Origin of the sequence: Chitinophaga silvisoli (genome assembly GCF_003412465.1) — a bacterium.
GTDB classification, from domain to species: Bacteria; Bacteroidota; Bacteroidia; order Chitinophagales; family Chitinophagaceae; genus Chitinophaga; species Chitinophaga silvisoli.
The window spans coordinates 73,301-98,249 of sequence record NZ_QTJV01000003.1 but is presented as its reverse complement, the minus strand read 5'-3'; the positions used below and the strand labels follow the sequence as shown (position 1 = coordinate 98,249).

Genomic DNA, 24,949 nt, shown 5'->3' with positions numbered 1-24,949 from the left:
AAATCATTGATTTAAAACATCATACGTCTGATTATAACGCAAAGGCTTACAGATTAATTATTTTTACTATAAAATAAAATGTGCTAAATTTGCGTTTACCATAAATATCAAATAATAAAGTTGAATCGCATGCATAGATTAACCTCTGTCTCATTCCTCTTAGGCGCCAGTGTCATGCTGTCAATGACTGCCTGTAATAAGAATGGCGGCGGGGCCTTCAGTAAAAAGAAGGAGAAATCCACCGCTACCGGCTGGAACTACAACGACCCAAAAATGGGTGGTTTCAGTGTGGCAAAAAATAAAGATCAGCAAACTGGCCCTGGTCTTGTATTCGTACAGGGTGGTACCTTTGCCATGGGTGCGACCGAACAGGATGTAATGGCTGACTGGAATAACATTCCACGTCGTATCACTGTATCGTCTTTTTATATTGATGAATCAGAGGTAGCCAACGTACACTATCGCGAGTACCTGCACTGGTTACGTCGCATGTACAACGAGTCTTTCCCTGCTGTTTATCGCCAGGCACTGCCAGATACGCTGGTATGGCGTAGCGAGCTGGCTTACAATGAGCCGCTGGTAGAATATTATTTCCGTCACCCTGCCTACAACGATTATCCGGTAGTAGGTGTGAACTGGAAACAAGCTGTTGACTACTGTAAATGGCGCTCTAACCGTGTGAACGAAATGATGCTGATTGAGAAAGGGCTGCTGTCTAAAACAGATATGAACAATCAGGCTGATGACAATACTTTCGATACCAAGGCTTACACAGCTGGTTTGTATGAAGGTATTCCCGGCAAGATGTCAAAACAAACCAAAGAACAGTTCAGAAACGCGGATGGTTCTCCACGTACTGCACAGTTCGAAGACGGTGTAATGTTGCCAAACTACCGCCTCCCGACAGAAGCTGAGTGGGAATATGCGGCACTGGGTTACATCGGTCAGAACCCCGGTCCTTCCAAGAAAGAAGGTAAACGTGGTGAGGAGTTGATCATGAACAAACAGGTGTATTCCTGGGGTACCAACAACAGCGGTTTGAGAGATATCCGCCGTGGTGCATGGCAAGGTCAGTTCCTGGCTAACTTCAAGCGTGGTTCTGGTGATAACATGGGTATGGCCGGTGGTCTGAATGACCGTGCGTCTATCCCTGGTCCGATCACTGCTTACTTCCCGAATACTTTCGGTATCTATAATATGTCTGGTAACGTGAGCGAGTGGGTACTCGACGTTTATCGTCCGCTGAACCCAATCGACGGTGATGACTTCAACTACTTCCGTGGTAACAAGTTCCAGACTACTTATATGAACGGCGAAAATGAGCCTGAAAAGGATAGCCTGGGTCACCTGAAAATGCGTGATGTAACCGATGAGGAAAGTGCTAACCGTCTGAACTACCAGAAAGGTGATGTGATCAACTACCTGGATGGTGATACCCTGTCACAGGTTGAGTATGGTTATGGTGTAACTTCCCTGATCAATGACAAGTCTCACGTAGTGAAGGGTGGTAGCTGGAATGACCGCGCTTATTGGCTGTCTCCTGGTACACGTCGTTACATGCAGGAAGATATGGCGACTAACACTGTTGGTTTCCGTTGTGCAATGGACCGCGTGGGTAGCCCTGAAGGTAATAAGTTTAAGACAGGTAACCTGTTTAAGAAACAACGTCAGAAGAGATAGTTTCAACTTATAATATAGAAAAAGGAAGCCGCGGTCTATGACCGCGGCTTCCTTTTTTACTTCCAGATTTCTAATATCTCTTCCGTGTGATTCTTGGTATCCGGCTTGGAGATGATCTTATCAATCACTCCATTCTCATTGATAAGGAAGGTCGTTCTGTGCGTTCCGTCATACACCTTACCCATAAACTTCTTCTCTCCCCACACACCATATTGTTCTACAATTTTCCTATCCTCATCGGCCAGCAAAGGAAACGGCAGTTCATACTTCTCTGCAAACTTCTGGTGACTCTTTTCACCGTCTGTACTTACACCTACTACCGCATATCCCTTCTTCAACAGGGCGGTGTAATTATCGCGCAGATTACACGCCTGTGCCGTACATCCCGGTGTCATATCCTTCGGATAGAAATACAGTATAACTTTCTTTCCTTTCAGATCGGACAGGGATACTTTATTCCCTGACTGATCTACCCCTTTAAAAATGGGGGCTTTATCTCCTTCTTTCAAATGTGTCATCTTGTAAATTTAAATGTATACACCGATGCATTACCGGCTAAATCTGTAACAGTTAATGTCAGGGTATGGTTGCCTGCAGGGCAGTGATTATCGAAATTATAGGTCAGCACATTGCTCCGGCGGGAGAACATCAGCCACTTGCCGTCCAGCTCAGCACGATAACTCTTGATACCATTTGCATCGCTCATAGCAAAGGACAATTTAGCCGCCTTTGACAGGTTCGCTCCGCTCTTCAAGCCACCGATGATGGTAATCTTAGGGGCAATCGTATCTACTGCCAGGTGGAAGGTGCCAAACTCCCTGAACTTACCTACATACCAGCCATTGTCGACAGTAGTACCGGTAATGGTTTGACCCAGTCCATCCCTGACCATCACCACCTTGTTTGCCAGATGTGCAGGCAAGGGCCTTTCTGGTTTCAGACGCAGGTTGAAGGGTGTGTGTATGGGTACCAGTGGCGTATGCAGCCGGTAAGCCGGGAAACCACCCTTGCCGTCCAGTTCCGCATAGTTGAAACAGATCTTGTCGTACAGTGCGGTCTCGTCTAAGTAAAACTCTACCTGGTTATTTTCAAAGATATTTCTTGACTCCGCATACATGGTATTTGCACAGGCAGCCTCTTTATCGGGCTCACCACTTTGTTGAAGGGTTACTTTGACAACACTGGTATTGCCATAGGCATCCTTTACCTGCATCTTTACCGGGTGTGGCTTGCCATCGGAAAGATCCAGTACGCCATCGCCCTGCATATCCTGGTAGATGCTCAGTTTATTGCCTGGCTCGGTGAACAGGAGCTGGATCCATGGACCACCGCTCTTCTTCGTTTTATAGTCTATATGAGCATTGATGTACAGTGACTCATCAAAGCCGATATTGTCAATGGTAAAGCTGGTATTAGGTACATCTTCATCGAAGAGCACTACCTGGTAAATACCATAGGTATTTGCTGCTGTAGGGCTCATCTTATCCACGGCAGTGAGGCCTAATCCTACACTGGCAGCCTTTACTTTTACTACCGGAGCCGTGGTGACATATTCACCGCCTACTTTCTTTACAGGCAGTATGACAGGTGATTGATCATAAATGCTCCTTTCCATATCGTAGATCGCAATGCGGGATACAACTGGTGCGGTAGCATCTGCGATGTCGAAACCGAATAATAATGGATTCAGTCCGTGTTCAGTTTGCGTGCTTCTGATCTCGAAGTGTACGTGTGGACCTGCGGAACCGCCGGTATTGCCACTCCATGCTATGAGCTCTCCTTTCTTTACAGGAAACTTGCCGGCAGGGATCTTCAGATCCTGCACCCAGCTTTCTGCGGCATATTGCTGTTGCTTCACATATTCTTCCAGTGCCGGAAAGAAACGATTCAGGTGACCATATACGGTAGTATACCCATTAGGGTGGGTAATGTACACCACATTGCCATAGCCGGTATGCGACACGCCTATGCGGCTTACATAACCATCTGCTGCGGCATGTACCAGCAGGTTTTCCCTTTGCTGGGTTTTAATGTCAAGACCCGCATGGAAGTGGTTAGGGCGGAGTTCGCCAAAGTTACCCGCCAGTTGGATAGGTATATCCAGTGGATTGCGGAAATACCCACGGGGATAATTTTTCTCTGGTAATTGCGCATGTAACAGCTGCGGCAAGAGGATGCAAAGTCCAAGGATTCGTTTGATCATGGTACAAAAATAAGGATCAAACGGCAAGGGTATAAAAGTTTATATTTGTAATACATGACTCCAGTACCTACAGGCGATAAAATTAGACAGCTATTGATCCACATAGCCGGCTGCGTTACCTTCCTGGCGCTACCGATCGTCTTCTCGCCTGATGCCAGTAACCTGTACGATCTGCTCAGGTTTCCTCCTGCTATGAGGGAATTTATCGTATATGTGCTCTTACTGTTGTTCTTCTATTTTAATTTCTTCTGGCTCATACCTACATTTTACTTCCGTAGAAAGTATATCAGCTTTTTTGCACTGGCGATCGTCTGCTTTGGACTGATTGTATTGCTGCCCAATGCGCTGATAGCGGGTGACAATGTATTTCATCATCGCCCGGGTCCACCTCATTTCAGGATGCCTCCTGAACCACGTAAACATTTCATACTGGTGGACATGGGGCACCAGATTTTTCTTTTTCTGGCTGTATTCTTTTTCTCTCTTATTCTCAAAATCCGCAATCGATGGAAACAGGCAGAGCAGGAGAAACTCAATGCAGAACTTTCATACCTGAAAGCACAGATTAATCCGCATTTTCTTTTCAATGTGCTCAATAGTATTTACTCACTGGCCGTTGTAAAATCCGATGAAACACCGACTGCTGTGATCAAGCTATCGGGTATGATGCGTTATGTACTCAACGATGCCAGCCACCATATGGTGCCGCTATCCAGGGAGGTGGATTATATCCGTGACTACATCGAGTTGCAGCGCATCCGCTTCGGCGCTTCCCTCCCATTGACATATACTGTCAACGGTACGCCTTCCGGTCAGCTGATTGCGCCCCTGATCCTGATTTCATTTGTAGAAAATGCCTTCAAATATGGCATCAATGCAGCTGAAGATGCAGAGATTAAAATAGACATCAGGATAGATGAACAGACCTTGCAGTTCCAGGTATTCAACAAAAAAGTCAGCTTCAATGACATTCCTGCTGGCAGCAGCGGACTGGGTATAGAGAATACGAAGAAACGCCTGGAACTCCTGTATTCCGGCAGACATACGCTGGATATCACAGATGCTGCCGATCACTTTTCCGTTTCACTCTTATTGCAACTGATATGATCATACAAGCTATTGCCATAGATGATGAATTGCCGGCGCTCACGCTGATCGCCAACTTCTGTGAGCGGATTGATTTTGTGCGCCTGCAGCAGACGTTCAATAAGCCGGAAGAGGCCCTGCAATACATTGCGCAGTCTCCGGTAGACCTGTTATTCCTCGATATCAATATGCCGGGTATAACGGGCACTGATTTCTACAAATCCATCACCCGGCAACCCATGGTGATTTTCACCACTGCACATAGTGAATATGCAGTAGAAGGATTCAACCTGAATGCAGTGGATTACCTGTTGAAACCCTTTACCTTTGAGCGTTTTCAACAGGCAGTACAAAAGGCACAGGCACAGCTGCAATATCAGCAAAGCCTGCAGAAAAATGAGCAGCAACAACTGGTATTACGTGTAGATTATGGATTAACAAGAATAGCGCTGAAGGATATACTTTTTATAGAAGGGCTGGATGATTATCTAAAAATTCACCTGATTAATCAACCTCCACTTGTGATCCGGATGACGATGAAAGTAATGTCAGAAAAATTACCTGCACATGCATTTGTAAGGGTGCACCGATCGTACATCGTACCACTCTCAAAGATTGACCAGGTCAGGAACAAAACAATATTGATAGGCACGCAGGAAATCCCCATTGGCAGTAGCTACGAAGCCAACTTTCATACACAGTTTAAATAGAAAAGGCGCATCTTCCGACACGCCTTTTCCAGTTCATTCAATCTTTATGCAAGACTATTTATGTTCTCCTACTTTATGTGGTTTAGGATACTTGAATATTGTGCTTGTCAGAATAGGAATAACAAAGATGCTTACTGTGATGATGGAAGTTGCCCAGTCAGCTTCATGGCTGCCGAGGAACTTTGCAAATGCCTCGCCTTCGAAGAAATGTTCATACACCGCCAGCAGCAGTTTGATACCCAGTACACCGATCACGAGGAATGCAGCAGTTTCCAGGAAAGGATATTTCTCCATCAGTCTAACGAAGCCCTGTGCTACAAATCGCATAGCCAGGATACCGATGAATACACCTGTCCAAACCAGCACGATATTTTTGCTGAATGCTACTGCAGCAAATACGTTATCCAGGGAGAAAGCCAGGTCCATTACTTCTACCACAGCCACAGTAGCCCAGAATGGGCCCATCCAGCCAATAGTATGTTTGTAAAACCAGTTCTGTGATTTATCTACGGCTTCGGGTTCTTCATTTGATTCAGCTTGTTTTTTCTTAGCGGCTTTCTCTTTGAAGTAATTAAGTGTCAGGTACACCAGGTAGGCACCGCCTATTGGTTTCAGCCACCAGAACTGAATGAGGAAAGCAGCAAATGCGAGGCAGATACCACGGAATACATAAGCTCCGATGATACCATATTTTAAAGCTCTGTTACGATCTTTCGCTGGCAGGTCCATTACCATAGTGGCCAATACTGCGGCATTATCTACAGACAGCAGGCTCTCGATAATGATAAGGTTCCCGATTACCAATAGGGAAGGGATGGGATTATTAATGATCTCCTGGATAAATTCAGTCATGTTGCAAGTCGGTTTAATTTTCTCTTTTAGGTTTGTAAAACTAACTGGTTTCTACGATCCATACAAGTGTTCCAAAAAAATCGCTGATACCTGCGCGGCATCAGCGAGTCCTGTGAATATGATATGATCCGGATATTACCCGGCATAGCGGTCTACGTATTCCTGCAGGCCGCCGCGCTGGCCGGCACCAACAGCTTCGAAGCGCCATTTATTCTCTCTTTTGTAGATACGGCCGAACTCTACTGCAGTTTCTATAGAGAAATCTTCTCCCAGTTCATAACGCAATATTTCCTGGTTAGAGTTGGCATCGTAGATCCTGATAAAACTGTTGCGTACCTGTCCGAAGTTTTGCTTACGGTTAGCAGCATCATGGATGGTCACCACTACACACAGTTCCTGTATGGCAGGATTGATAACGGAAAGGTCAACTGTCAGGGTCTCATCATCGCCATCACCAGCGCCTGTACGATTATCGCCGGAGTGCTTTACAGACTTGTCCGGCGATTCAAGATTATTGTAAAATACAAAATATTCGTCAGCAGGTATCTTCCTGTTATTTCCCAGCATGAATACAGAAGCATCCAGATCAAACTCAGATCCGGAGTGTGATTCATTTACATCCCAGCCCAGTCCGATGGTGAATTTCGGTAATGCCAGGTCTGCTCTTTCACCTTTTTGCAGATTGATTGCCATAATGGATTTTATTTTGCATGATCAAAAGCCGCGAGCTGTAATAGTTCATCCAGCGGCTGTTTATCGAATGTTGTCAATGAGGCCGTCATCCCGGCATTGGTAGCCCCTTCTACATCTGCCAGCGGGTTATCGCCCAGGTGCCAGATCTGGGCCGGGGACAGGCCTGCGTCGTGCAGGTAGCGGGCTTTCTCCAACAGTTGTGCAAAGAACTGCGGGGCTGGTTTGGAATAACCAGTTTCATCTGAAAACAACTGGAAAGAGAAGTATTGATCCCATCCGAATTGCTGCATCATCCTGCGCAATGCAGGGCCCTGTATGAAGCCGGTATTGCTAAGCAAACTGATGGTACGGCCGGTTGCCCTGATACTTTCGAACAGTGCATTCAGATTATTGTATAAAGGCAGGGGCGGATACTGAGTCCACAGTTCTTCCAGTGCAGCATAACAGCCTATCAGTTGTGTCGTTGTTATACCTTTTACCTCTCTGCCCAGTTTATGGAGGCATAAGAGGTAGATTTCGAAAGTGTGCACATTCCTGCCCGTCACTTCGTTCATATTGTTTACCAGTACATCAATCTCACGCATCGCTGCTTCCACGGCGGCCGGGGAATGCTCGTTCAGCTGGAAGTATTGACGGAAGCCCTCTGCGCGCAACTGCTTGTAGGCAGGATTGGAACGAATGAGGGTCATCCATATATCCAGTGAGATGTGCCTGATATTTTCTATCGCGATCAATACACGTAGTTTTTCAGAATTTCCACAAAGCTGTCATTCGGCTTTGGTTCGCCGAGTGCCCTGAACTTCCAGGTACCATCTTTACGGTATACTTCGGCGAAGATCATTCCCTGCATATTATTATATGCTGCATCGCCTGAAAGGCTAAAGCGGGCAATCTCTTTGCCATTTTTGTCTACAGCACGGATGAAGGCGTTGTCCACCATTCCGAAGTGCTGATTGCGCTGGCGGCCCTGATAAATAGTGACCAGGAAAAGGATCCTCTCATACTTCTGATCGAGGCTATCCAGTTTTACAATGATCTGTTCATCATCTCCATCACCGGCACCGGTACGGTTATCGCCAGTGAGCCAGATGTGGCCAGAAGGGTGTTGCTGGCTGTTGAAGAAGATCACATCACCCTGGTGCAGGCTGATGTTACGGCCATCATTTGTTCGAATTGTCCTACCCAGGTCTGCCACTTTTCCATTCTTGTCGAGGAGGAATGCGATTGCATCCAGGTCATATTCTTCTTCTTTACTGCCACCTAACAGTTTTCCCAAAAATCCGCCACTGCCGGATTTGCGGATATCCCATCCCAATCCTATGGTTACAGCAGACAGATCGAAGCTTTCTCCTTTGTCATTCTTGCGCAGGTCAATGGTTTGCCCCTTTACTAAATTAATTGCCATTTTTAAAGCTTGGGTTGATAGTTTATACAATGTGCCCGTGAATATAAAGCATTCGCAGGTATTTTATGTTTATGTTAGGTTAAAATGGGGCTATACAAATTATTAATTTCCGTACTTTAGCCCCGCCAAACCGGAAAAACCTAATGTCAATCATAGTCAAACAACTCAGCAAAGTCTACGGAGAGCAACAGGCAGTCAGCGATATTTCCTTTACGCTGGGTAAGGGAGAGGTAGTTGGTTTTCTGGGGCCCAATGGTGCGGGCAAAAGTACTACCATGAAAATGCTCACTGGTTATGTACCCATTACCAGTGGTGAGGCCACCGTATGTGGTTTCAATGTAGCTACGCATCCGCTGGAAGTTCGTAAACGGGTAGGCTACCTGCCTGAAGCTAATCCTTTATACCTGGACATGTACGTCAGGGAGTTCCTGGGCTTTATGGCGCAGGTACACAACCTGGGCAGCAACAGCCAGCGCAGGATTGACGATATCATAGCCCTGACGGGATTGACACCGGAGGTAAGTAAAAAAATACAGTCCCTTTCCAAAGGATACAAGCAGCGGGTAGGGCTGGCCCAGGCGCTCATTCATGATCCGGAGGTGCTGATCCTGGATGAACCAACGAACGGGTTTGACCCCAACCAGCTGGATGTGATCAGGGATGTGGTAAGGAACCTGGGAAAGGAAAAGACCATCGTACTCAGTACCCATATTATGCAGGAGGTGGAGGCCATGTGTAACAGGGTCATCATTATTAACAAGGGGAAAATAGTGGCTGACGATTCATTGGCCAATTTGCAACAAGGGGGTGCCGATAATGGTTATATCCAAGTGAGCTTTGGTGGCCAGGGGCCAGATGAGACAGAGCTATTGTCAATTGGGGGTGTGACACACGTCAGGCAAACAGATGCGCATGGCTGGCAATTATATACCAATGATCTGGAAATTGTGCGAAAAAACCTACTACAATTTGCTTTGATAAATAACCGGAACATACTTTCTTTGCAGAGCAATTCTCAAAGTCTGGAAACTATCTTCAGGGAATTGACGAATAAATTTTAAAACAACTTAACAATGAGTACCATTTCAGCAATCCATGCCAGGCAAATTCTTGATAGCCGTGGTAATCCGACAGTAGAGGTAGATGTAACAACAGAAGACGGTAACTTTGGCCGTGCCGCTGTACCTTCAGGTGCTTCAACTGGTAAGCACGAAGCGGTAGAGCTGCGTGACAATGATAAATCGGTTTATATGGGTAAGGGCGTTTTGCAGGCAGTAGCCAACATCAACGACATTATCGCTGAAGAACTGATAGGATGGGAAGTATCTGACCAGGCCGGTATCGACAAATACCTGATCGAACTGGATGGTACTGAAAATAAAGGTAAACTGGGTGCAAACGCTACCCTGGCTGTATCTATGGCTGTAGCTAAAGCTGCTGCTGAACAGGCTGAACTGCCTTTATACCGTTACCTGGGTGGTGTAGCTGCTGTTACCCTGCCAGTTCCTCTGATGAACATCATCAACGGTGGCGTTCATGCTGACAACAAGATTGATTTCCAGGAATTTATGATCGTTCCTTTCGGCGCACCTTCTTTCTCTGAAGCACTGCGTTGGGGTACCGAAGTATTCCACCACCTGAAGTCTGTACTGAAGAAGAAAGGTTACAGCACTAACGTAGGTGATGAAGGTGGTTTCGCTCCTGATATCCAGAGCAATGAAGAAGCTATCGAAACTGTACTGCAGGCTATCGAAGCAGCTGGTTACAAACCAGGTGAGCAGATCGGTATCGCACTGGATGCTGCAAGCAGCGAAATGTTCAACGACGCTGACAAAACTTACAAATTCTACAAGAGCTCCGGCAAGGTAATCAGCAGCGATGAAATGGTTGCTTTCTGGGCTGAGTGGTGCAAAAAATATCCTATCGTTTCTATCGAAGACGGTATGGCTGAAGATGATTGGGCTGGTTGGAAAAAACTGACCGAAGCTGTAGGTGATAAAGTACAGCTGGTAGGTGATGACCTGTTTGTAACAAACGTTAAACGTCTGAAAACAGGTATCGACGAGTCTATCGCTAACAGCATCCTGATCAAGGTAAACCAGATCGGTACTGTTACAGAAACTATCGACGCTGTAAACATGGCACACAAAGCTGGTTTCACTTCTATCATGTCTCACCGTTCCGGCGAAACTGAAGACGTTACCATCGCTGACCTGGCTGTTGCCCTGAACTGCGGTCAGATCAAAACCGGTTCTGCTTCCCGTACTGACCGTATGGCGAAATACAACCAGTTACTGCGTATCGAAGAAGAACTGGATACTACCGCTTATTTTCCGGGAAAATCCATTAAATTTGGTAAGAAGTAATCTATCTCACAACTGGAGTTCGTGCAAGTGATTTTTTTATTGCCGACATTTCATTAGTGGTCAATATTCCGGGTTTTGATTTACGTCAAAACCCGGATTTTTTTTGATATGGCATGAATTCTGTACCTTTCCATACCAATGCCAGACATGTTATCTAAAATAAAGTCAATAAAAATACCTGCCTATATGCGGAATAAATATTTCGTATCAGCAGCGGCATTCTTAATATGGCTCGCATTTATAGATAGCAAGAACTTTATCTCCCAGTATGAACTCAGCTCAGAAGTAAATAAACTGGAAAGTCAAAAGTCCTTTTTCATGGAGGAAATTGTTAAAACCCGCAAAGAACAGGAAGAATTATTGTCCAGCCCTGACAAACTGGAAAAATTTGCCCGTGAGAAATACCTCATGAAAAAAGACGATGAGGACCTGTTCATCTTCACTGAAGAAGAATAACAGCCTCTACTATTCAAACCCGCCATTATTGGGCATTTTTACCTTACCGCCCATCCTTTCCTTATCTTATCTTTCGAAATATTTCGTTTATTTTGACAATACATTCTGCATAATCTCCGTTATACTGTTATGAATTAATCATTTGTATTAAAACTAATTTGCATGGGGAATTCTACACATCTATTTTCTACCTTTCTTTCTGTTACTGATAGCGCAAATAAATTGCACACAATGGATAATCAAGATCCCGAACTTTCCCGCGAAGAACAAATTTGCCTGAACCAAACCCGTAAAGCGCTGGACACAATTATTTATTCACCGAGGCCTGAGACTATCAGAGCGATTGCAGAATACGCGAAGAAGACCCAGCCGATTAAATAAGAGGCCCTTTCAGCACCTTTATTTTTGAGACCTTTTTTGCCCTACCTTTACAGGTATGACAAAGAAAGAGCGGTTTGCCTTTGTACTCAATTATTTCGAGCAACACGCTCCCAATGCGGAGACTGAACTGCTCTACGACAATCCTTATCAATTACTGGTGGCCGTCATCCTGTCTGCGCAATGCACAGACAAAAGGGTGAATATGACCACACCGGCGATCTTCAAAAAGTACCCGGATGCAGAGAGTCTGAGCCATGCCACATTTGATGAATTGTTTCCACTGATCCGCAGCATCAGCTATCCCAATAACAAGACGAAACATCTGATCGGGATGGCACAGATGCTCATGGAAGACTATAACGGGGAGATACCTGATTCTGTATCAGAGCTGGTCAAACTACCAGGGGTGGGACGTAAGACAGCCAATGTAATTACTTCTGTAATACATCATCAGCCTAATATGGCTGTAGATACCCACGTATTCCGCGTATCAGCGCGCATAGGCCTGACTACAAATGCAAAAACACCTTTGCAAACGGAACTGCAATTGCTGAAATACATTCCTGAAGAGAAAGTACATATTGCACATCACTGGCTCATACTTCATGGCCGTTATGTCTGTATTGCCAGAAGCCCTAAGTGCGGGGAATGTGGCATCAGGCCTGCCTGTAAGTACTACAAAACGTTGATAAAAGGACAATAAGCGCTTATGCAAAACCCTTTTCTTTCCGCTGAATGGCGCAATCTGCTCATGATCAATTTTCAGGCAGATCCTGTAGTGCTGCGACCTTACCTACCTTATCGTACGGAACTGGATACCTGGAACGATACACATTATGTAAGCCTTGTAGGTTTTATGTTTCAGAATACCCGTGTACGGGGATTGTCTATTCCCTTTCACAGGCATTTTGAAGAGGTGAACCTGAGGTTCTATGTGCGGTATAAGGACGGTTTGGAGTGGAAAAGAGGAGTGGTTTTTATCAAAGAACTGGTGCCCAAGCACGCGATTACTTTTGTTGCCAATACGATCTATAAAGAGAAATATTCCACGCACCGCATGCGCCATAGATGGTCGCCAACGGAGGAAGCGCTGGAAGTAAGTTATGAATGGAAGGTGGGTATGCACTGGAACCATCTTACTGCTAAAGTAGACCAAGCGCCATTGCCTATTGTACAAGGCAGCGAAGCCGAATTCATTACCGATCATTACTGGGGATATACCCACATGGGGCCTGATAAAACCGGGGAATACCAGGTAACACATCCCCAGTGGAGAACCCATCGCATGATAGATTATAGCTACCAGGTGGATACCGCCGCCCTGTATGGAGCGGCATTTGTGCCCATGCTGAGTCAGCAGCCGATCTCCGCATTACTGGCCGAAGGGTCGGCCATAACCGTACTACCCAAAAGAATATTATAGGTTTTCCGCGGGCTGCCGACCGCGTTTTTTGCGCCCTATTGCATTTTCGATTTTATTTTACTTATCTTATACGGGTAAAGTCATCGTTATTGTTAAGTATAAAATCGTTATGAAAGCAAGTACCAGTATCCGGCTATCCGTTATGATGTTCCTTGAGTTTTTTATCTGGGGGTCATGGTTTGTTACATTAGGAACATATTTAAGTGCGAACCTTCATGCATCCGGTATCGCCACGGCTAATGTATTTTCAACCCAGTCATACGGTGCTATTATCGCTCCTTTTATCATCGGTATGATCGCCGATAAGTTCTTCAATGCAGAGCGTATCCTGGGCGTATTGCACCTTGCAGGCGCTGTATTGATGTTCCAGATGTTCCGCTCAGAAGATGTAAGCGTGTTCTATCCTTATGTATTTGCTTACATGGTACTCTTCATGCCTACACTGGCACTGGTCAATTCTGTTTCTTTCCGCCAGATGAACAATCCTGAAAAAGAATTCTCCGTGATCCGTATGTTCGGTACCATCGGCTGGATTATAGCAGGTGTGCTGGTATCTGTAATGGCCTGGGACAGTCCTGATGGCGTAAGTGCAGGCTTGCTGAGAAACACCTTTGCAATGGCAGGTATCGCATCTCTGATCTTAGGTATCTACAGCTTTAGTCTGCCTAAGACACCACCGGTAAAAGACAAGAATCAGAAAGAAAGTATTGGTGAAATTTTAGGTCTCGACGCTATTAAATTATTAAAGAACGGGAATTTCCTCGTCTTCTTCATTTCATCAATTCTGATCTGTATTCCGCTCGCATTTTACTACCAGAATGCGCACCGTTTCTTCGAAGAAATGAAAATGCCGAATGTAACTGTGATGATGACCATTGGTCAGCTTTCAGAAACCTTCCTCATCCTGCTGATTCCGGTATTCTTCAAGAAATATGGTTTCAAAAAAACCATCATGGCCGGGATGCTGGCATGGGCCGTTCGTTATGCACTGTTCGCATATGGTGATGCAAACGGGCTTTTGTTCATGCTGATTATTGGTATTGCACTGCATGGCATCTGTTATGATTTCTTCTTCGTGTCTGGTCAGATTTATACAGATCAGCAGGCAGGTGAAAAATATAAAAGTGCTGCACAGGGCCTGATTACACTGGCTACCTATGGTGTAGGTATGCTGATTGGGTTCTGGATAGCAGGTCTCATTTCTGATCATTACAAGGATCTGCCTTTAGCAGAATCCTGGCGTCATGTGTGGATCATTCCTGCTGGTATTGCGCTGGCAGTATGTCTCCTCTTCCTCGCATTGTTTAAGGATAAACAAACCAAACCCGTTCTGTAAGTATGCAACGTATTTCCATGTTAGGCTCAGGCTTTATAGGCCGCTTCTATGCTGATTCCCTGCAGGGACAGCGTAGCCGTGATAAGATTGTGAGTATTTATTCCCGCAGGGAAGAGAGTGCACAAAAGTTCGCAGCAGACTATCAGGTACCTCACTGGACAACCGATATGGAGGCATCTATTGCCCATCCTGATGTAGACGTAGTATGCATCTCTCTGCCCAATAACCTCCATGAGGCTGCGGTATTGCTTTGTTGTAAACATAAGAAAGGTGTGATCTGCACCAAGCCCCTGGGCCGTAATGCAGAAGAAGCCAAACGGATGCTGGAAGCCGTGGAAAAGGCAGGCATCTTCAATGGTTACCTCGAAGACCTGGTATACACGCCAAAGTTCCTGAAGGCACTGGATAGTGTGAAGAACGGAGCACTGGGCAGAATACTCTGGGCGAAGTCCAGAGAAACACATCCTGGTCCCCATAGCGAATGGTTCTGGGACAAGGAACAGGCAGGTGGTGGCTGTATCCTGGATCTGGGTTGCCACTGCGTGGAAATAGCCAGGTCATTTATCGGCAAAGACATCAAACCCGTAGAGGTAATGTGCTGGGCAGATACACAGGTAAAACCCATCGATGCCGAAGACCATGCCATCGGCCTTGTAAAATATGAGAACGGTGCGATCGGCCAGTTCGAAGTAAGCTGGACTTTCAGAGGTGGTTTGGACCTGCGCGATGAGGTGATGGGAACAGAAGGTACTATCTGGATCAACAACTTCCTGCGTACAGGTTTGGATATGTTCACCACCGGCAAGGGGGCTGACTACGTAGCTGAAAAAGCGGAAAGCAACACAGGCTGGTTATTCCCTGTAGGCGATGAATTGAATGACCTGGGCTACAACCATATGTTCACAGATATGTTTGCAGCGATGGAACAAAACAGGGCACCACAGGAATCCTTCTACGATGGATATGTAGTGAATGCCATCCTCGATGCCGCCTATCGCAGCGCTGCTTCCAAACAATGGGAGCCGGTGAAACTGGAGATCTGGCGGGGTCGTGAGCATGTAGGAAAAGATTTCTCTCAGCAGGAATATGATGCACAGTACTATCTGGTCAAAGAAGAAATGACGCATTATGGTACGAAGAAGCTAATCCTGAAAGACAAAGAGAGTGGAGCAATAATTGAAAAAATTATAGACTAAAGAAAACTAAAAATTCAATCTCTTCAGTTGTAGAGGGTAGCGTAAGTTACCCTCTGCTTATTTATACTCTTTTTAACTGATTTTAACCACAAGGGCTTTCCCGAATGCCTGCGGAATCTCTACCTGTACCAATGTTCCTTTTTCGTATTTATACACGTTTTTTTTGCCCTCTGGCAGTGTCAGCTCATATAACCCATTGCCCAATGATTTGAGTGGCAGGAAGGCCCCTTGTAGCTCCGAGAAGATGCTGGTGATGTGATGTGGTTCGAAGAAGTATAATTCTGCTACCGTATGTATAATATCTGTATTGTTGAGTACTGAGCGTTCTCCATTGTGATTGATGCTGTAATTCTTCCCATCTCTTTTGGTAATACTGTACTTATTGTCGCCCTCCTTTCCGGTAGTACGTTTTGCATTTGCGAGCAACAGCACATTGTTGTCATAATCACAGTCGATATTGAGATTGAATTTGGCAAGGGGCTTCATGTCCACATTACTCTGAATGGCAATTTTTCGGGTAGTGCCTGTGATTTTCTGCACAGCCGTGATATTACCAATCACATGACTGCCATAGCGGATTTCGTAACTATAACTCTGAGCGGCAAGTGCTAAGCTGATGTACGAAAGCAATAAAAACAATACGAGGCTTTTCATAATAAACATTTGGCGATAATTGAATATACAAAAAAAATCCTGCCCCGGGGGGCAGGATCTTTTGCCAATATGCTAGTTAGCTGATTATCATGCCTGCAGCATCTCCCTGATTTTATTAACCAGTTCGCTCTTGGTGATAGGTACACCCATGATCTTGTTATAACCCTGTGCATCGATCAGGAATTGCTCACGGATAATCTTGATGAGCTGACCGTTGTTGATTTCAGGAATCAATACTTTATCATAGTTGTGCAGGATCTCACCCAGGTTCTTAGGGAAAGGACGCAGGTAGCGGATGTGTGCATGCGCTACTTCGTGGCCTTCGGCCAGCAGTTCCAGTACGGCGCTCTTGATAGCACCATAGGTAGAGCCCCAGCCCAGTACCAGTACCTTACCCTTTTCAGGACCCAGTTCAATTGTCTGGGGAGGAATATGATCTGCGATCTTATCTACTTTCTCCTGGCGGATGCGCACCATTACCTGGTGGTTTTCAGGGTCGTAGCTGACGTTACCGGTGATGTTCTGTTTTTCGAGACCACCAATACGGTGTTCCAGGCCCGGGGTACCAGGTACTGCCCATGGACGCACCAGGTTTTCATCACGGTGATAAGGGAGGTAGCTTTCTTCACCTTCTTCCAGTGCTGTCTTGAACTTCACCGGAATCGGTTTCAGGTCGTCGGCCTTCGGGAAACGCCATGGTTCTGCACCATTTGCGATATAACCATCACTCAGCAGGATCACTGGTGTCATGTGTGCGATGGAGAGACGGAATGCTTCGTATGCCGCATCGAAACAGTCAGATGGTGTGGATGCAGAGATCACAGGCATCGGACATTCACCGTTACGGCCATAATATGCTTGTAAGAGGTCAGATTGTTCGGTTTTGGTAGGCAAACCAGTGGAAGGACCACCACGCTGAATATTGATAATCAGCAGGGGAATTTCCAGCATAACTGCCAGGCCGATTGCTTCACCTTTCAGTGCCATACCAGGACCGGAGGTAGTAGTTACCCCCATATGGCCCCCATAGGATGCACCGATCGCGGAAGTGATACCTGCAATTTCGTCTTCAGCCTGGAAAGTGCGGATGCCGAAGTTTTTGTAACGGCTCAGCTCATGCAGGATATCAGAAGCCGGTGTGATTGGGTAGGTACCCAGGAACACGGGCAGGTTTGCCTTCTGGCTGGCGGCGATGAGGCCGTAAGACAGGGCGGTGTTACCTGTAATGCTGCGGTAGGTACCTGGCTCCATTCTGGCTTTTTCCACGCGGTAGCGGGTGGTAAATGCTTCAACGGTATCACCGAGGTTATAACCTGCTTTCAGCGCTTTCAGGTTGCTTTCCAGGATTTCAGGTTTCTTACCGAATTTCTCGTTGAGGAAGTTTTCAGTGCTTTCCAGGCTACGGTCGTACAACCAGTAGAGGAATCCAAGCACAAACATATTCTTGGCCCGGTCTTTTTCTTTCATACCCAGGGTACTTTCCTTGAGCGCTTCACGCGTCATCTTGGTCACGTCCATGGTATGGAGCTGGTAGTTAACCAGGGAGCCATCTTCGAGTGGGTTTACGCCATCAGGGTAGTTGGCCAGGCGCAGGTTTTTTGCATCAAAACCGTCAGTATTTGCGATGATGATACCGCCTTTTTTCAGGGATTTGAGGTTGGCTTTCAGCGCTGCTGCGTTCATAGCCACCAGTACATCACAGGCATCACCAGGGGTAAATATACGGTTGGAGGAGAAGTGGAGCTGGAATCCGCTCACACCGGCCAGGGTACCCTGAGGGGCACGGATTTCGGCCGGGAAGTCAGGAAAAGTGCTGAGGTCATTACCCACCAGGGCTGTATTATTGGAGAACTGAGTTCCCGTCAACTGCATACCGTCACCACTATCCCCAGCGAACTTGATCACGACATCCTCTATCTGTTGAACCGAAGTATTTGACATTTAAGATCTTATTTAACGACTGATATTTTTTCAGGCTGTAAATTTAACGATTCGGAGGGTAGTATTTACTGTTTTAAATCATATTACTTCCGGAAGGCTGAATTTTAGCAAAAGTACACAAACTCAGTAGACTTTGTCATGCCCGAAGCATAGCTAAAAGTTATGAGCCATAACTTTAAGTAATAGTTACTGAGTTTAACAACGAATTCGCATTTGGATGACGGTAATTATGAGTGAAAATCGTAATTTAGCTATTAAATTATTATAACATCATGGCATTATTCCAACCCAATAATCCCGTCCTGAATGAGAAGACATTTAGGGAAGCTGCCCTGAAATCTACAGACAACTCAATGACTGTGAAGGGTACTGCCAACAAGACTGCTTTTTTATTAGCCCTGGTAATCTGTGCGGCTGTTTACTCCTGGGGAGTACTGGCAAGAGAAGGCAACGTGATGCCTTTCCTGCTGTTAGGTGGTATCGGTGGCTTTGTACTGGCTATTATCATTAGTTTTAAGAAAGAATGGGCACCTTACCTGTCCCCTGCTTATGCACTGGCAGAAGGTTTGTTCCTCGGTGTAATTTCCGCAATGTATTCCAGCTTATATGATGGTATCGTTCTGCAGGCTGTAGGTCTGACATTTGGTACTGCTGTAGCAATGCTGGTACTGTATAGAACCGGTGTACTCCGTGCAACGGCTAAATTCCGTGCTATTGTATATACAGCGACTGCTGGTATCGCAGTGTTTTATCTGATTGCACTGGTACTGCGTCTTTTCTCCGTGGATATTCCTTTCCTGCACGAAGGTAGCATGATCGGTATTATATTCTCCCTGGTAGTAGTAGCCATCGCTGCACTGAACCTGATCCTGAATTTCGATATGATTGAGCAGGGTGCTGCACAGGGTGCACCTAAATATTTTGAGTGGTATGCTGCGTTTGGTCTTTTGGTAGTACTGGTATGGTTGTATCTGGAGATCCTGCGCCTGCTGTCTAAACTGAACAGAAGATAGTCTTCTTTATAAATTACTTTTAAAAGGGTTTGCCGTAGGGCAAACCCTTTTTTTATGCCTATAGCAGACTCTGGCAGTACCTTATAAAGTAATGTTAAAGCATTTTGGCCCATCCTGCCTTGGCATACTAATTGTTTTTATTCCAGCATAACCATATCAATTGAAACGACCATGAAAAAGATAATGTTAGTCCTTGCTGTTGCCGTGACAGGTGCGTTTGCCTTCAGGACAAGTGATGAGGGAAGTATCTCAGGTAAGGTAACTCCTGCAGATGGTGCGAGTACAGCATGGGCGATTATGGGAACAGATACTTTAAAGGCTCCTGTAAATGACGGGACATTTTCCCTTCAGCAGGCTAAAGCCGGCACATATACCGTGATCGTAACAGCTAAGAGTCCATTCCAGGATGTGACCATAGCTAATGTGAGAGTAGAGGATGGTAAGGCAACAGATCTCGGAGAAATTAAACTGGCAGAGAAATAATTTAAGATAGCAATAGTTGGTTTTCATAGGGGTTAATCAAAAAGCCGGTTCCATACTTCAGTATGGCCGGCTCCATTTTTTTTAAAAGGGGGCGCTCGCCCCCTTTTTTATTTTTCCTTCACATAGGGGTACAAGCTGTGACAGCCGTTATCTATAATATCACAGCAAATTAATTGTCACATATGCAAGCTGTACTCAGGACATTTTCCAGTGCCGCCCCTTCTTATACAAAAGGGAATACGGACAAAGGTTATTTTTGTACCATGCCGGAAAATGCTGCATTGCAAAAACTATTACGGGAAAATGAGCAGTTGTTCATGGAAACACTGTTCAGGAACTGGTTTCCCTTCGTCTGCAAGACGATCTACCGCATTGTTCAGGACACTGCCACAGCGGAAGACCTTGCACAGGATGTATTTGTTAAGATCTGGAATCGTCGGGCTGAACTACAGGAAGTATATTTTAAGGCTTATCTGCACAAGGCCGCGATCAATATGGCATTGGATTATGTTGATAAACAAAAGCGCAGAGGTGTACATATGGAATTAGGCGAACAGCACGAACCGGTAAGGATTGAAAACCCTGGAGCAGGCATGAGTCTGCAGCAGACCACACGCCATATACAGCAGGCGGTAGACCAGCTGCCGGAAAAGTGCAGAGAGATCTTTATTCTTAGCCGATATGAAGAACTATCATACAAAGAGATTGCTGCCACACTGAATATCTCTGTAAAAACAGTAGAGAACCAGATGGTGACAGCCCTTAAAAAATTACGAATCTCCCTGCAGGACTATTTGCAGGTGACTATCCTGTTCGTAGCAGGAGCGGCGCTTTATCCTTTACTTTTACAATGTTGATAGGTATGTCTGAGCAATTTGAAAATATTGATACGCTGATCGTACGCTCGCTGGAGAATTCACTCTCTCCTTCAGAGCAAACCATGCTGCAAACGTGGTTGGACGAGGATGCCACACATCGCCGTTACTTTGATGAAATCAGGCGTACGTGGGCCATCACCGGTGAACACGATACCCAATTTATCCCTGATACAGAAGCTAACTGGCAGCGCTTCAAAGACCGTGTGTATACAGGTAATACACCCGAACTCAAGGTAGTGAGCAACAGGAAGATGTACCTGCGTATTGCAGCCAGCATTACCGGTATTGCAGTAGCCACACTGCTCTATTTCACCCTGCGTGGACCTAATGAAATATCAGAGCTGACTGCGGCGAATGAGAAGAAAACCATCACCCTGCCTGACGGTAGTAAAGTATATATGAACCAGAACAGCCGTTTACGTTATGACAAACAACTGGCTGGGGCAGAAAGGGCTATTCACCTGGACGGAGAAGCATTCTTTGAAGTCAGGAACCAGCCGGGACGGCCATTTGTGGTATATGCGAATGAAACACAGACGCAGGTATTGGGTACTTCCTTCGATGTGCGGGCATATGCTGCCACACCTGTGGAAGTTGTGGTAATGACTGGGAAAGTAGCAGTATCATACGACACACATAAACTGGTGGTAACACCCGGACGAAAGGTAACTTTTGCTGCTGGCAAGCAACCTGAAGAAGATGCGAATAATGATGTGAATTACATTGCCTGGAAGGAGAATAAGTTTGTATTTGAGAACACGCAGGTACATGATGTAGTGAAAACGCTGGAGAAATTTTATGGCGTAAAGATCATTGTAACAGACCCTGGTATCGACTCTATGCATCCCTCCTGGTCTCCTGAAATTTCAAATTTACCGAAGTTGCTGGACCAGCTTTCATACATGACAAATGCAGGCTGGACGCAGGAAGGAGATACTTACAAAATATATAAGAGATAAAAAAAGAGGAAGGTAATCACCTTCCTCTTTTTTATTAATGTTAAGATCTTTCCGATTAGGCACCACCCAGTTTGCACTTCTGCAGTACTTCCCAGGATTTACCATTATGACGGAGGAAATACAGGTTGTTCACTTTAAATGAAGCTTTGTATTCCTTGTTTTCGTACTCTGGCCATGCCTTTTCGAACTGTGCATCTTCCAGGTCTTTGAATGCCACGGTAACGTGAGGTGTGAAACCTGTACGGGCCAGCATGGTACTGAAGCCAAACTCCTTACGCAGGAAGTTGATCAGTTGTCTGTGCAGGGCGCTCATAGTTTCGCTCTTCTCAACGTTGATGAACAGAACGCGGTTCTGCTTGTTCGGGAATGTACCAAAACCATTCAGGGACACTTCGAAAGGAGCCTGGGTTTTAGCGAATTCAGCCAGTTCATCGCAGAAAGCTTTTTCCAATGCCGGATCAGCTGTAAAAGGAACCTGGAGTGTGATATGCGGCAGTACTTTCAGCGCATATACAGGACCGAAGTTCTCAGCAAAATCCTGCTTTATTTTGATAATCTCTTTTCCTACCTCAGCTGTAGGCAGCAGGGCGATAAAGTAGATTTTGTTATCTGGTTTAGGAGTGAACGGACGTCGCATGCCGCCGCCACCTGGTCTTGGGCCTCCTCTGAAGCCACCACCACCGCCGCCGCCGCGATTGTAACCACCGCCGCCACCGCCGCGATTGTAACCACCGCCGCCACCGCCGCGATCGTAACCACCACCGCCGCCGCCGCGATTGTAACCACCGCCGCCACCGCCGCGATCGTAACCACCGCCGCCACCGCCGCGATCGTAACCACCACCGCCGCCGCCGCGATTGTAACCACCGCCGCCACCGCCGCGATCGTAACCACCGCCGCCACCGCCGCGATCGTAACCACCACCGCCGCCGCCGCGATTGTAACCACCGCCGCCACCGCCGCGATCGTAACCACCGCCGCCACCGCCGCGATCGTAACCACCACCGCCGCCACGATTGTAGCCGCCACCACCGCCATCGCGGTCGCCATAGCCACCACCACGGTTGTAACCACCACCACCGCCTTCACGGTTGAAATCACGGTCTCCGCCGCCACCATAGCCACCGTTGCCGCCGCGATCGTAACCGCCGCCACCGCCATAGCCACCGTTGTCACGTGGACGATATCCACCGCCGCCACCATCGCGATCACCGCGATTATAGCCACCGCCGCCTTCACCACGGTCACGGTTAAAATTAGGTCTGTCATTGTCCTGGTTGTATCCACCAGGTCTGCCCTCCCTTTCGTTGTTAAAATCGGGTTTGAAGTAACCGCCTGGTCTCTCCTTATTGGGATCTTGGTCTTTTTCTGCACCAGGAGGAGAGTAGGGCCTGCGGGGGCGTTCGTTTCTCTCAAAATTCATCGTACTTACTAATTAAGCGTTTTAAGCAATATTTGCTATGATTTCATAAAAATGAAATACGTCTCCATAAGAGTTATATAAGGGCGCCGGTGAAATCCGAATGACTCCGGGCTCTCGCCAGTCCACAATGATACCGGCTTCCGTCATCTTTTGTTGGATTTCTTTACCTCTGTCATGGAATAGCAAAGATAACTGGGCGCCGCGTTCCTTACAATTTTTAGGCGTAATTATTTCAAATTTTATGTTTTCTATATGTTTTAACAGGAATTCAAGATAATTGGTAAGTTGTATACTCTTATCTCTCAAAGCTGCCATACCAGCTGATTCAAACAGTTCCAGTGAGGCTTTTAATGCTACCATGTTAAATACCTGTGCCGTGCTTATTTGCCAGCCTTCTGCACGGTCTTTAGGCTCAAAGCCTTTTTCCATTTTAAAACGGATGGTTTCCTCGTTGCCCCACCAGCCGCCTAATCTTGGCCGGTTTCTGTCTCGGGCATGTCTTTCATGTATAAATGCTCCACCTACTGCGCCCGGGCCTCCATTTAAATACTTATAGGAGCACCACACGGCAAAATCTACTTCCCAGTCGTGTAACTTCACAGGTACGTTTCCTACTACGTGTGCCAGGTCGAACCCGACTACAGCCCCTGCTCTATGGGCTGCTTTCGTAATGGACTGCATATTAAACAATTGGCCGGTATAATAGTTTATTCCCCCCAACAATATAAGCGCTAAGCTACTACTTTCCTGATCAATAATCTGAAAAATATCTTCCTCGCGTATTAAAAATTCTCCTTCACGGGGAGCTACTTCTATTATAGCCGTAGCCGGATCCAGGCCATGCAGTTTCACCTGCGTCTCCACAGCGTACTGATCGCTGGGAAACGCACCTGCTTCCATTAGTATCTTGAATCTTTCCTTTGTCGGTTTGTAAAAACTCATCATCATCAAGTGCAGGTTGACAGTTAGTGTATTCATTACTGTCAGTTCCTCCTGGCTGGCACCTACTATCTCCATCATCGGCCTGCTGCAATATTGCTGATAATACAACCATGGATTCCTGGCTCCCCAATACCCCTCTACCGCACATTGCTGCCAATCTTCCAATTCCTGCATAACTGCCTGTTGCACATTTCTGGCCTGCAAACCCAGTGAATTACCACAAAAATAGATCGCATCCTTTCCATTCCGCTGTGGGAAATAAAACTGATTCTTATAGTTTTTCAATGTGTCTTTCTGGTCCTGCTCCTCGGCGAAAGCCCTTGATAGATCAAACATAATTCAAATTCCATTGTTTCCCGGCAGATTCTGCTTTTTACGAAGACTCTACTTAAAAAAATTGAGTATTCATCAGCCCTTTTGGTGTATTACAGAATCCGTAACGTGTACAATTTTTTAAATGGTCTATAATGCCCGTCACTAACATGCAGGACGCAATACCGCCATGCAATAGCGCCAGTTAATTCTATTATTTATTTTGCTAAATTTTGCTTTTGTTAATTGCTAATGCTGCCTGTTAATAATATCAGTTTATTTAAAATTACCGGTTAGTCAATATTCCTTTCTGTTAATAGTATTTCCGTTTGATAATATAGTTTTCAATAAACAAATTTTGTGATCATAGGTCTTCTTCCTGAGGAAGGTACCACGCTTGTTTCACTGTCAATCAGTATGCAATACGCAATGACCGGTTTATTAATTTTTCCTCTGCCAGTTACAACAGTTATTTGGCGCTATTTGTCAGCCTGATTATGTCAACTTCTATAAAAATACCTGCTAATAACGGTTATTCAATAAGGCGGTTTTTTAAT

Annotated in this window: 25 protein-coding genes; 15 read left to right on the top strand and 10 right to left on the bottom strand. The window is 45.9% G+C overall.

Annotation, left to right across the window (positions count from 1 at the left end; genetic code table 11):
- The first annotated feature begins 129 nt into the window (after nt 1–129).
- On the top strand, nt 130–1,680 hold the full coding sequence (locus DXN04_RS11415; RefSeq protein ID WP_116853490.1) for an SUMF1/EgtB/PvdO family nonheme iron enzyme: 1,551 nt from the start codon (nt 130–132) through the stop codon (nt 1,678–1,680).
- 56 nt (nt 1,681–1,736) lie between these two features.
- Here the strand turns inward: DXN04_RS11415 and bcp are convergent, their stop codons facing one another.
- Both bcp and DXN04_RS11405 read right to left on the bottom strand, forming a co-directional pair.
- The gene (gene bcp, locus DXN04_RS11410) at nt 1,737–2,198 is read right to left on the bottom strand and encodes a thioredoxin-dependent thiol peroxidase (RefSeq protein WP_116853489.1); all 462 of its coding nucleotides are present in this window, start codon (nt 2,196–2,198) and stop codon (nt 1,737–1,739) included.
- Nucleotides 2,195–3,883, bottom strand: coding sequence for a peptidoglycan DD-metalloendopeptidase family protein (locus DXN04_RS11405; protein ID WP_116853488.1), 1,689 nt, complete (start codon nt 3,881–3,883; stop codon nt 2,195–2,197). The genes bcp and DXN04_RS11405 overlap by 4 nt, the downstream gene beginning before the upstream one ends.
- A gap of 54 nt (nt 3,884–3,937) precedes the next feature.
- On the opposite strand from DXN04_RS11405, the gene DXN04_RS11400 reads away from it, so the two are divergent.
- On the top strand, nt 3,938–4,990 hold the full coding sequence (locus tag DXN04_RS11400) for a sensor histidine kinase (RefSeq protein ID WP_116853487.1): 1,053 nt from the start codon (nt 3,938–3,940) through the stop codon (nt 4,988–4,990).
- On the top strand, nt 4,987–5,679 hold the full coding sequence (locus DXN04_RS11395; RefSeq protein WP_116853486.1) for a LytR/AlgR family response regulator transcription factor: 693 nt from the start codon (nt 4,987–4,989) through the stop codon (nt 5,677–5,679). Before DXN04_RS11400 ends, DXN04_RS11395 begins: the two co-directional genes overlap by 4 nt.
- Nucleotides 5,680–5,733: 54 nt before the next feature.
- Here DXN04_RS11395 and DXN04_RS11390 read toward each other — a convergent pair whose 3' ends face one another.
- The 4 genes from DXN04_RS11390 to DXN04_RS11375 form a co-directional block, all read right to left on the bottom strand.
- Nucleotides 5,734–6,531, bottom strand: a complete 798-nt coding sequence (locus DXN04_RS11390) for a TerC family protein (protein ID WP_116853485.1) — start codon at nt 6,529–6,531, stop codon at nt 5,734–5,736.
- A gap of 135 nt (nt 6,532–6,666) precedes the next feature.
- A complete protein-coding gene (locus tag DXN04_RS11385) occupies nt 6,667–7,224 on the bottom strand; it encodes a TerD family protein (RefSeq protein WP_116853484.1) in 558 nt (185 codons plus the stop codon).
- Nucleotides 7,225–7,232: 8 nt separating this feature from the next.
- A complete protein-coding gene (locus tag DXN04_RS11380) occupies nt 7,233–7,958 on the bottom strand; it encodes an HAD family hydrolase (protein WP_116853483.1) in 726 nt (241 codons plus the stop codon).
- Nucleotides 7,955–8,629: a TerD family protein gene (locus tag DXN04_RS11375; protein ID WP_116853482.1), complete on the bottom strand. Its 675-nt coding sequence runs from the start codon at nt 8,627–8,629 to the stop codon at nt 7,955–7,957. The genes DXN04_RS11380 and DXN04_RS11375 overlap by 4 nt, the downstream gene beginning before the upstream one ends.
- A 143-nt stretch (nt 8,630–8,772) precedes the next feature.
- On the opposite strand from DXN04_RS11375, the gene DXN04_RS11370 reads away from it, so the two are divergent.
- The 8 genes from DXN04_RS11370 (at nt 8,773) to DXN04_RS11335 (ending at nt 15,787) form a co-directional block, all read left to right on the top strand.
- Entirely contained in the window at nt 8,773–9,690 is a 918-nt protein-coding gene (locus tag DXN04_RS11370) for an ATP-binding cassette domain-containing protein (RefSeq protein ID WP_116853481.1), read from the top strand.
- A gap of 12 nt (nt 9,691–9,702) precedes the next feature.
- Nucleotides 9,703–10,995, top strand: a complete 1,293-nt coding sequence (gene eno / locus DXN04_RS11365; protein WP_116853480.1) for a phosphopyruvate hydratase — start codon at nt 9,703–9,705, stop codon at nt 10,993–10,995.
- Nucleotides 10,996–11,181: 186 nt separating this feature from the next.
- Entirely contained in the window at nt 11,182–11,451 is a 270-nt protein-coding gene (locus DXN04_RS11360; protein WP_233525566.1) for an FtsB family cell division protein, read from the top strand.
- A 231-nt stretch (nt 11,452–11,682) separates the two neighbouring features.
- Complete coding sequence (locus DXN04_RS34765; RefSeq protein ID WP_158568973.1) at nt 11,683–11,832, top strand: hypothetical protein; 150 nt, start codon at nt 11,683–11,685, stop codon at nt 11,830–11,832.
- Nucleotides 11,833–11,887: 55 nt separating this feature from the next.
- Nucleotides 11,888–12,535: an endonuclease III gene (gene nth, locus DXN04_RS11350; RefSeq protein ID WP_116853478.1), complete on the top strand. Its 648-nt coding sequence runs from the start codon at nt 11,888–11,890 to the stop codon at nt 12,533–12,535.
- A gap of 6 nt (nt 12,536–12,541) precedes the next feature.
- Entirely contained in the window at nt 12,542–13,255 is a 714-nt protein-coding gene (locus DXN04_RS11345) for a YqjF family protein (protein WP_116853477.1), read from the top strand.
- Between the two features lie 109 nt (nt 13,256–13,364).
- Complete coding sequence (locus DXN04_RS11340) at nt 13,365–14,591, top strand: nucleoside permease (protein ID WP_116853476.1); 1,227 nt, start codon at nt 13,365–13,367, stop codon at nt 14,589–14,591.
- Between the two features lie 2 nt (nt 14,592–14,593).
- The gene (locus tag DXN04_RS11335) at nt 14,594–15,787 is read left to right on the top strand and encodes a Gfo/Idh/MocA family protein (protein WP_116853475.1); all 1,194 of its coding nucleotides are present in this window, start codon (nt 14,594–14,596) and stop codon (nt 15,785–15,787) included.
- Between the two features lie 72 nt (nt 15,788–15,859).
- Here the strand turns inward: DXN04_RS11335 and DXN04_RS11330 are convergent, their stop codons facing one another.
- On the bottom strand, nt 15,860–16,441 hold the full coding sequence (locus DXN04_RS11330; RefSeq protein ID WP_147319900.1) for a DUF6134 family protein: 582 nt from the start codon (nt 16,439–16,441) through the stop codon (nt 15,860–15,862).
- A gap of 87 nt (nt 16,442–16,528) precedes the next feature.
- Complete coding sequence (locus DXN04_RS11325; RefSeq protein WP_116853473.1) at nt 16,529–18,382, bottom strand: 2-oxoacid:acceptor oxidoreductase subunit alpha; 1,854 nt, start codon at nt 18,380–18,382, stop codon at nt 16,529–16,531.
- A gap of 272 nt (nt 18,383–18,654) precedes the next feature.
- On the opposite strand from DXN04_RS11325, the gene DXN04_RS11320 reads away from it, so the two are divergent.
- The 4 genes from DXN04_RS11320 to DXN04_RS11305 all read left to right on the top strand — a co-directional run bounded on the left by DXN04_RS11320 (nt 18,655) and on the right by DXN04_RS11305 (nt 21,715).
- Nucleotides 18,655–19,395 (top strand): Bax inhibitor-1/YccA family protein, encoded by a 741-nt coding sequence (locus DXN04_RS11320; RefSeq protein ID WP_116853472.1) that lies wholly within the window; start codon nt 18,655–18,657, stop codon nt 19,393–19,395.
- Between the two features lie 171 nt (nt 19,396–19,566).
- Complete coding sequence (locus DXN04_RS11315) at nt 19,567–19,878, top strand: peptidase associated/transthyretin-like domain-containing protein (protein WP_116853471.1); 312 nt, start codon at nt 19,567–19,569, stop codon at nt 19,876–19,878.
- Between the two features lie 182 nt (nt 19,879–20,060).
- On the top strand, nt 20,061–20,735 hold the full coding sequence (locus DXN04_RS11310; RefSeq protein ID WP_116853470.1) for an RNA polymerase sigma factor: 675 nt from the start codon (nt 20,061–20,063) through the stop codon (nt 20,733–20,735).
- Between the two features lie 5 nt (nt 20,736–20,740).
- Nucleotides 20,741–21,715 (top strand): FecR family protein, encoded by a 975-nt coding sequence (locus tag DXN04_RS11305; RefSeq protein ID WP_158568971.1) that lies wholly within the window; start codon nt 20,741–20,743, stop codon nt 21,713–21,715.
- 55 nt (nt 21,716–21,770) lie between these two features.
- Here the strand turns inward: DXN04_RS11305 and DXN04_RS35590 are convergent, their stop codons facing one another.
- A complete protein-coding gene (locus DXN04_RS35590) occupies nt 21,771–23,138 on the bottom strand; it encodes a 2'-5' RNA ligase family protein (protein ID WP_262512455.1) in 1,368 nt (455 codons plus the stop codon).
- A 21-nt stretch (nt 23,139–23,159) separates the two neighbouring features.
- Nucleotides 23,160–24,416 carry a kynureninase gene (gene kynU, locus DXN04_RS11290; RefSeq protein ID WP_116853468.1) on the bottom strand — a complete coding sequence of 419 codons (1,257 nt, stop codon included), beginning with the start codon at nt 24,414–24,416 and terminating at the stop codon, nt 23,160–23,162.
- Nucleotides 24,417–24,949: the final 533 nt, after the last annotated feature.

Coding starts and splice junctions, on each gene's coding strand:
- DXN04_RS11325 (WP_116853473.1), bottom strand. CDS start 18,382: ATGTCAAATACTTCGGTTCAACAGATAGAGGATGTCGTGATCAAGTTC.
- DXN04_RS11395 (WP_116853486.1), top strand. CDS start 4,987: ATGATCATACAAGCTATTGCCATAGATGATGAATTGCCGGCGCTCACG.
- DXN04_RS11370 (WP_116853481.1), top strand. CDS start 8,773: ATGTCAATCATAGTCAAACAACTCAGCAAAGTCTACGGAGAGCAACAG.
- DXN04_RS11405 (WP_116853488.1), bottom strand. CDS start 3,883: ATGATCAAACGAATCCTTGGACTTTGCATCCTCTTGCCGCAGCTGTTA.
- DXN04_RS35590 (WP_262512455.1), bottom strand. CDS start 23,138: ATGAATTTTGAGAGAAACGAACGCCCCCGCAGGCCCTACTCTCCTCCT.
- DXN04_RS11390 (WP_116853485.1), bottom strand. CDS start 6,531: ATGACTGAATTTATCCAGGAGATCATTAATAATCCCATCCCTTCCCTA.
- nth (WP_116853478.1), top strand. CDS start 11,888: ATGACAAAGAAAGAGCGGTTTGCCTTTGTACTCAATTATTTCGAGCAA.
- DXN04_RS11320 (WP_116853472.1), top strand. CDS start 18,655: ATGGCATTATTCCAACCCAATAATCCCGTCCTGAATGAGAAGACATTT.
- DXN04_RS11305 (WP_158568971.1), top strand. CDS start 20,741: ATGTCTGAGCAATTTGAAAATATTGATACGCTGATCGTACGCTCGCTG.
- DXN04_RS11340 (WP_116853476.1), top strand. CDS start 13,365: ATGAAAGCAAGTACCAGTATCCGGCTATCCGTTATGATGTTCCTTGAG.
- DXN04_RS11400 (WP_116853487.1), top strand. CDS start 3,938: ATGACTCCAGTACCTACAGGCGATAAAATTAGACAGCTATTGATCCAC.
- bcp (WP_116853489.1), bottom strand. CDS start 2,198: ATGACACATTTGAAAGAAGGAGATAAAGCCCCCATTTTTAAAGGGGTA.
- DXN04_RS11315 (WP_116853471.1), top strand. CDS start 19,567: ATGAAAAAGATAATGTTAGTCCTTGCTGTTGCCGTGACAGGTGCGTTT.
- DXN04_RS11385 (WP_116853484.1), bottom strand. CDS start 7,224: ATGGCAATCAATCTGCAAAAAGGTGAAAGAGCAGACCTGGCATTACCG.
- DXN04_RS11360 (WP_233525566.1), top strand. CDS start 11,182: ATGCGGAATAAATATTTCGTATCAGCAGCGGCATTCTTAATATGGCTC.
- kynU (WP_116853468.1), bottom strand. CDS start 24,416: ATGTTTGATCTATCAAGGGCTTTCGCCGAGGAGCAGGACCAGAAAGAC.
- DXN04_RS11415 (WP_116853490.1), top strand. CDS start 130: ATGCATAGATTAACCTCTGTCTCATTCCTCTTAGGCGCCAGTGTCATG.
- eno (WP_116853480.1), top strand. CDS start 9,703: ATGAGTACCATTTCAGCAATCCATGCCAGGCAAATTCTTGATAGCCGT.
- DXN04_RS11330 (WP_147319900.1), bottom strand. CDS start 16,441: ATGAAAAGCCTCGTATTGTTTTTATTGCTTTCGTACATCAGCTTAGCA.
- DXN04_RS11310 (WP_116853470.1), top strand. CDS start 20,061: ATGCAAGCTGTACTCAGGACATTTTCCAGTGCCGCCCCTTCTTATACA.
- DXN04_RS11335 (WP_116853475.1), top strand. CDS start 14,594: ATGCAACGTATTTCCATGTTAGGCTCAGGCTTTATAGGCCGCTTCTAT.
- DXN04_RS11345 (WP_116853477.1), top strand. CDS start 12,542: ATGCAAAACCCTTTTCTTTCCGCTGAATGGCGCAATCTGCTCATGATC.
- DXN04_RS11375 (WP_116853482.1), bottom strand. CDS start 8,629: ATGGCAATTAATTTAGTAAAGGGGCAAACCATTGACCTGCGCAAGAAT.
- DXN04_RS34765 (WP_158568973.1), top strand. CDS start 11,683: ATGGATAATCAAGATCCCGAACTTTCCCGCGAAGAACAAATTTGCCTG.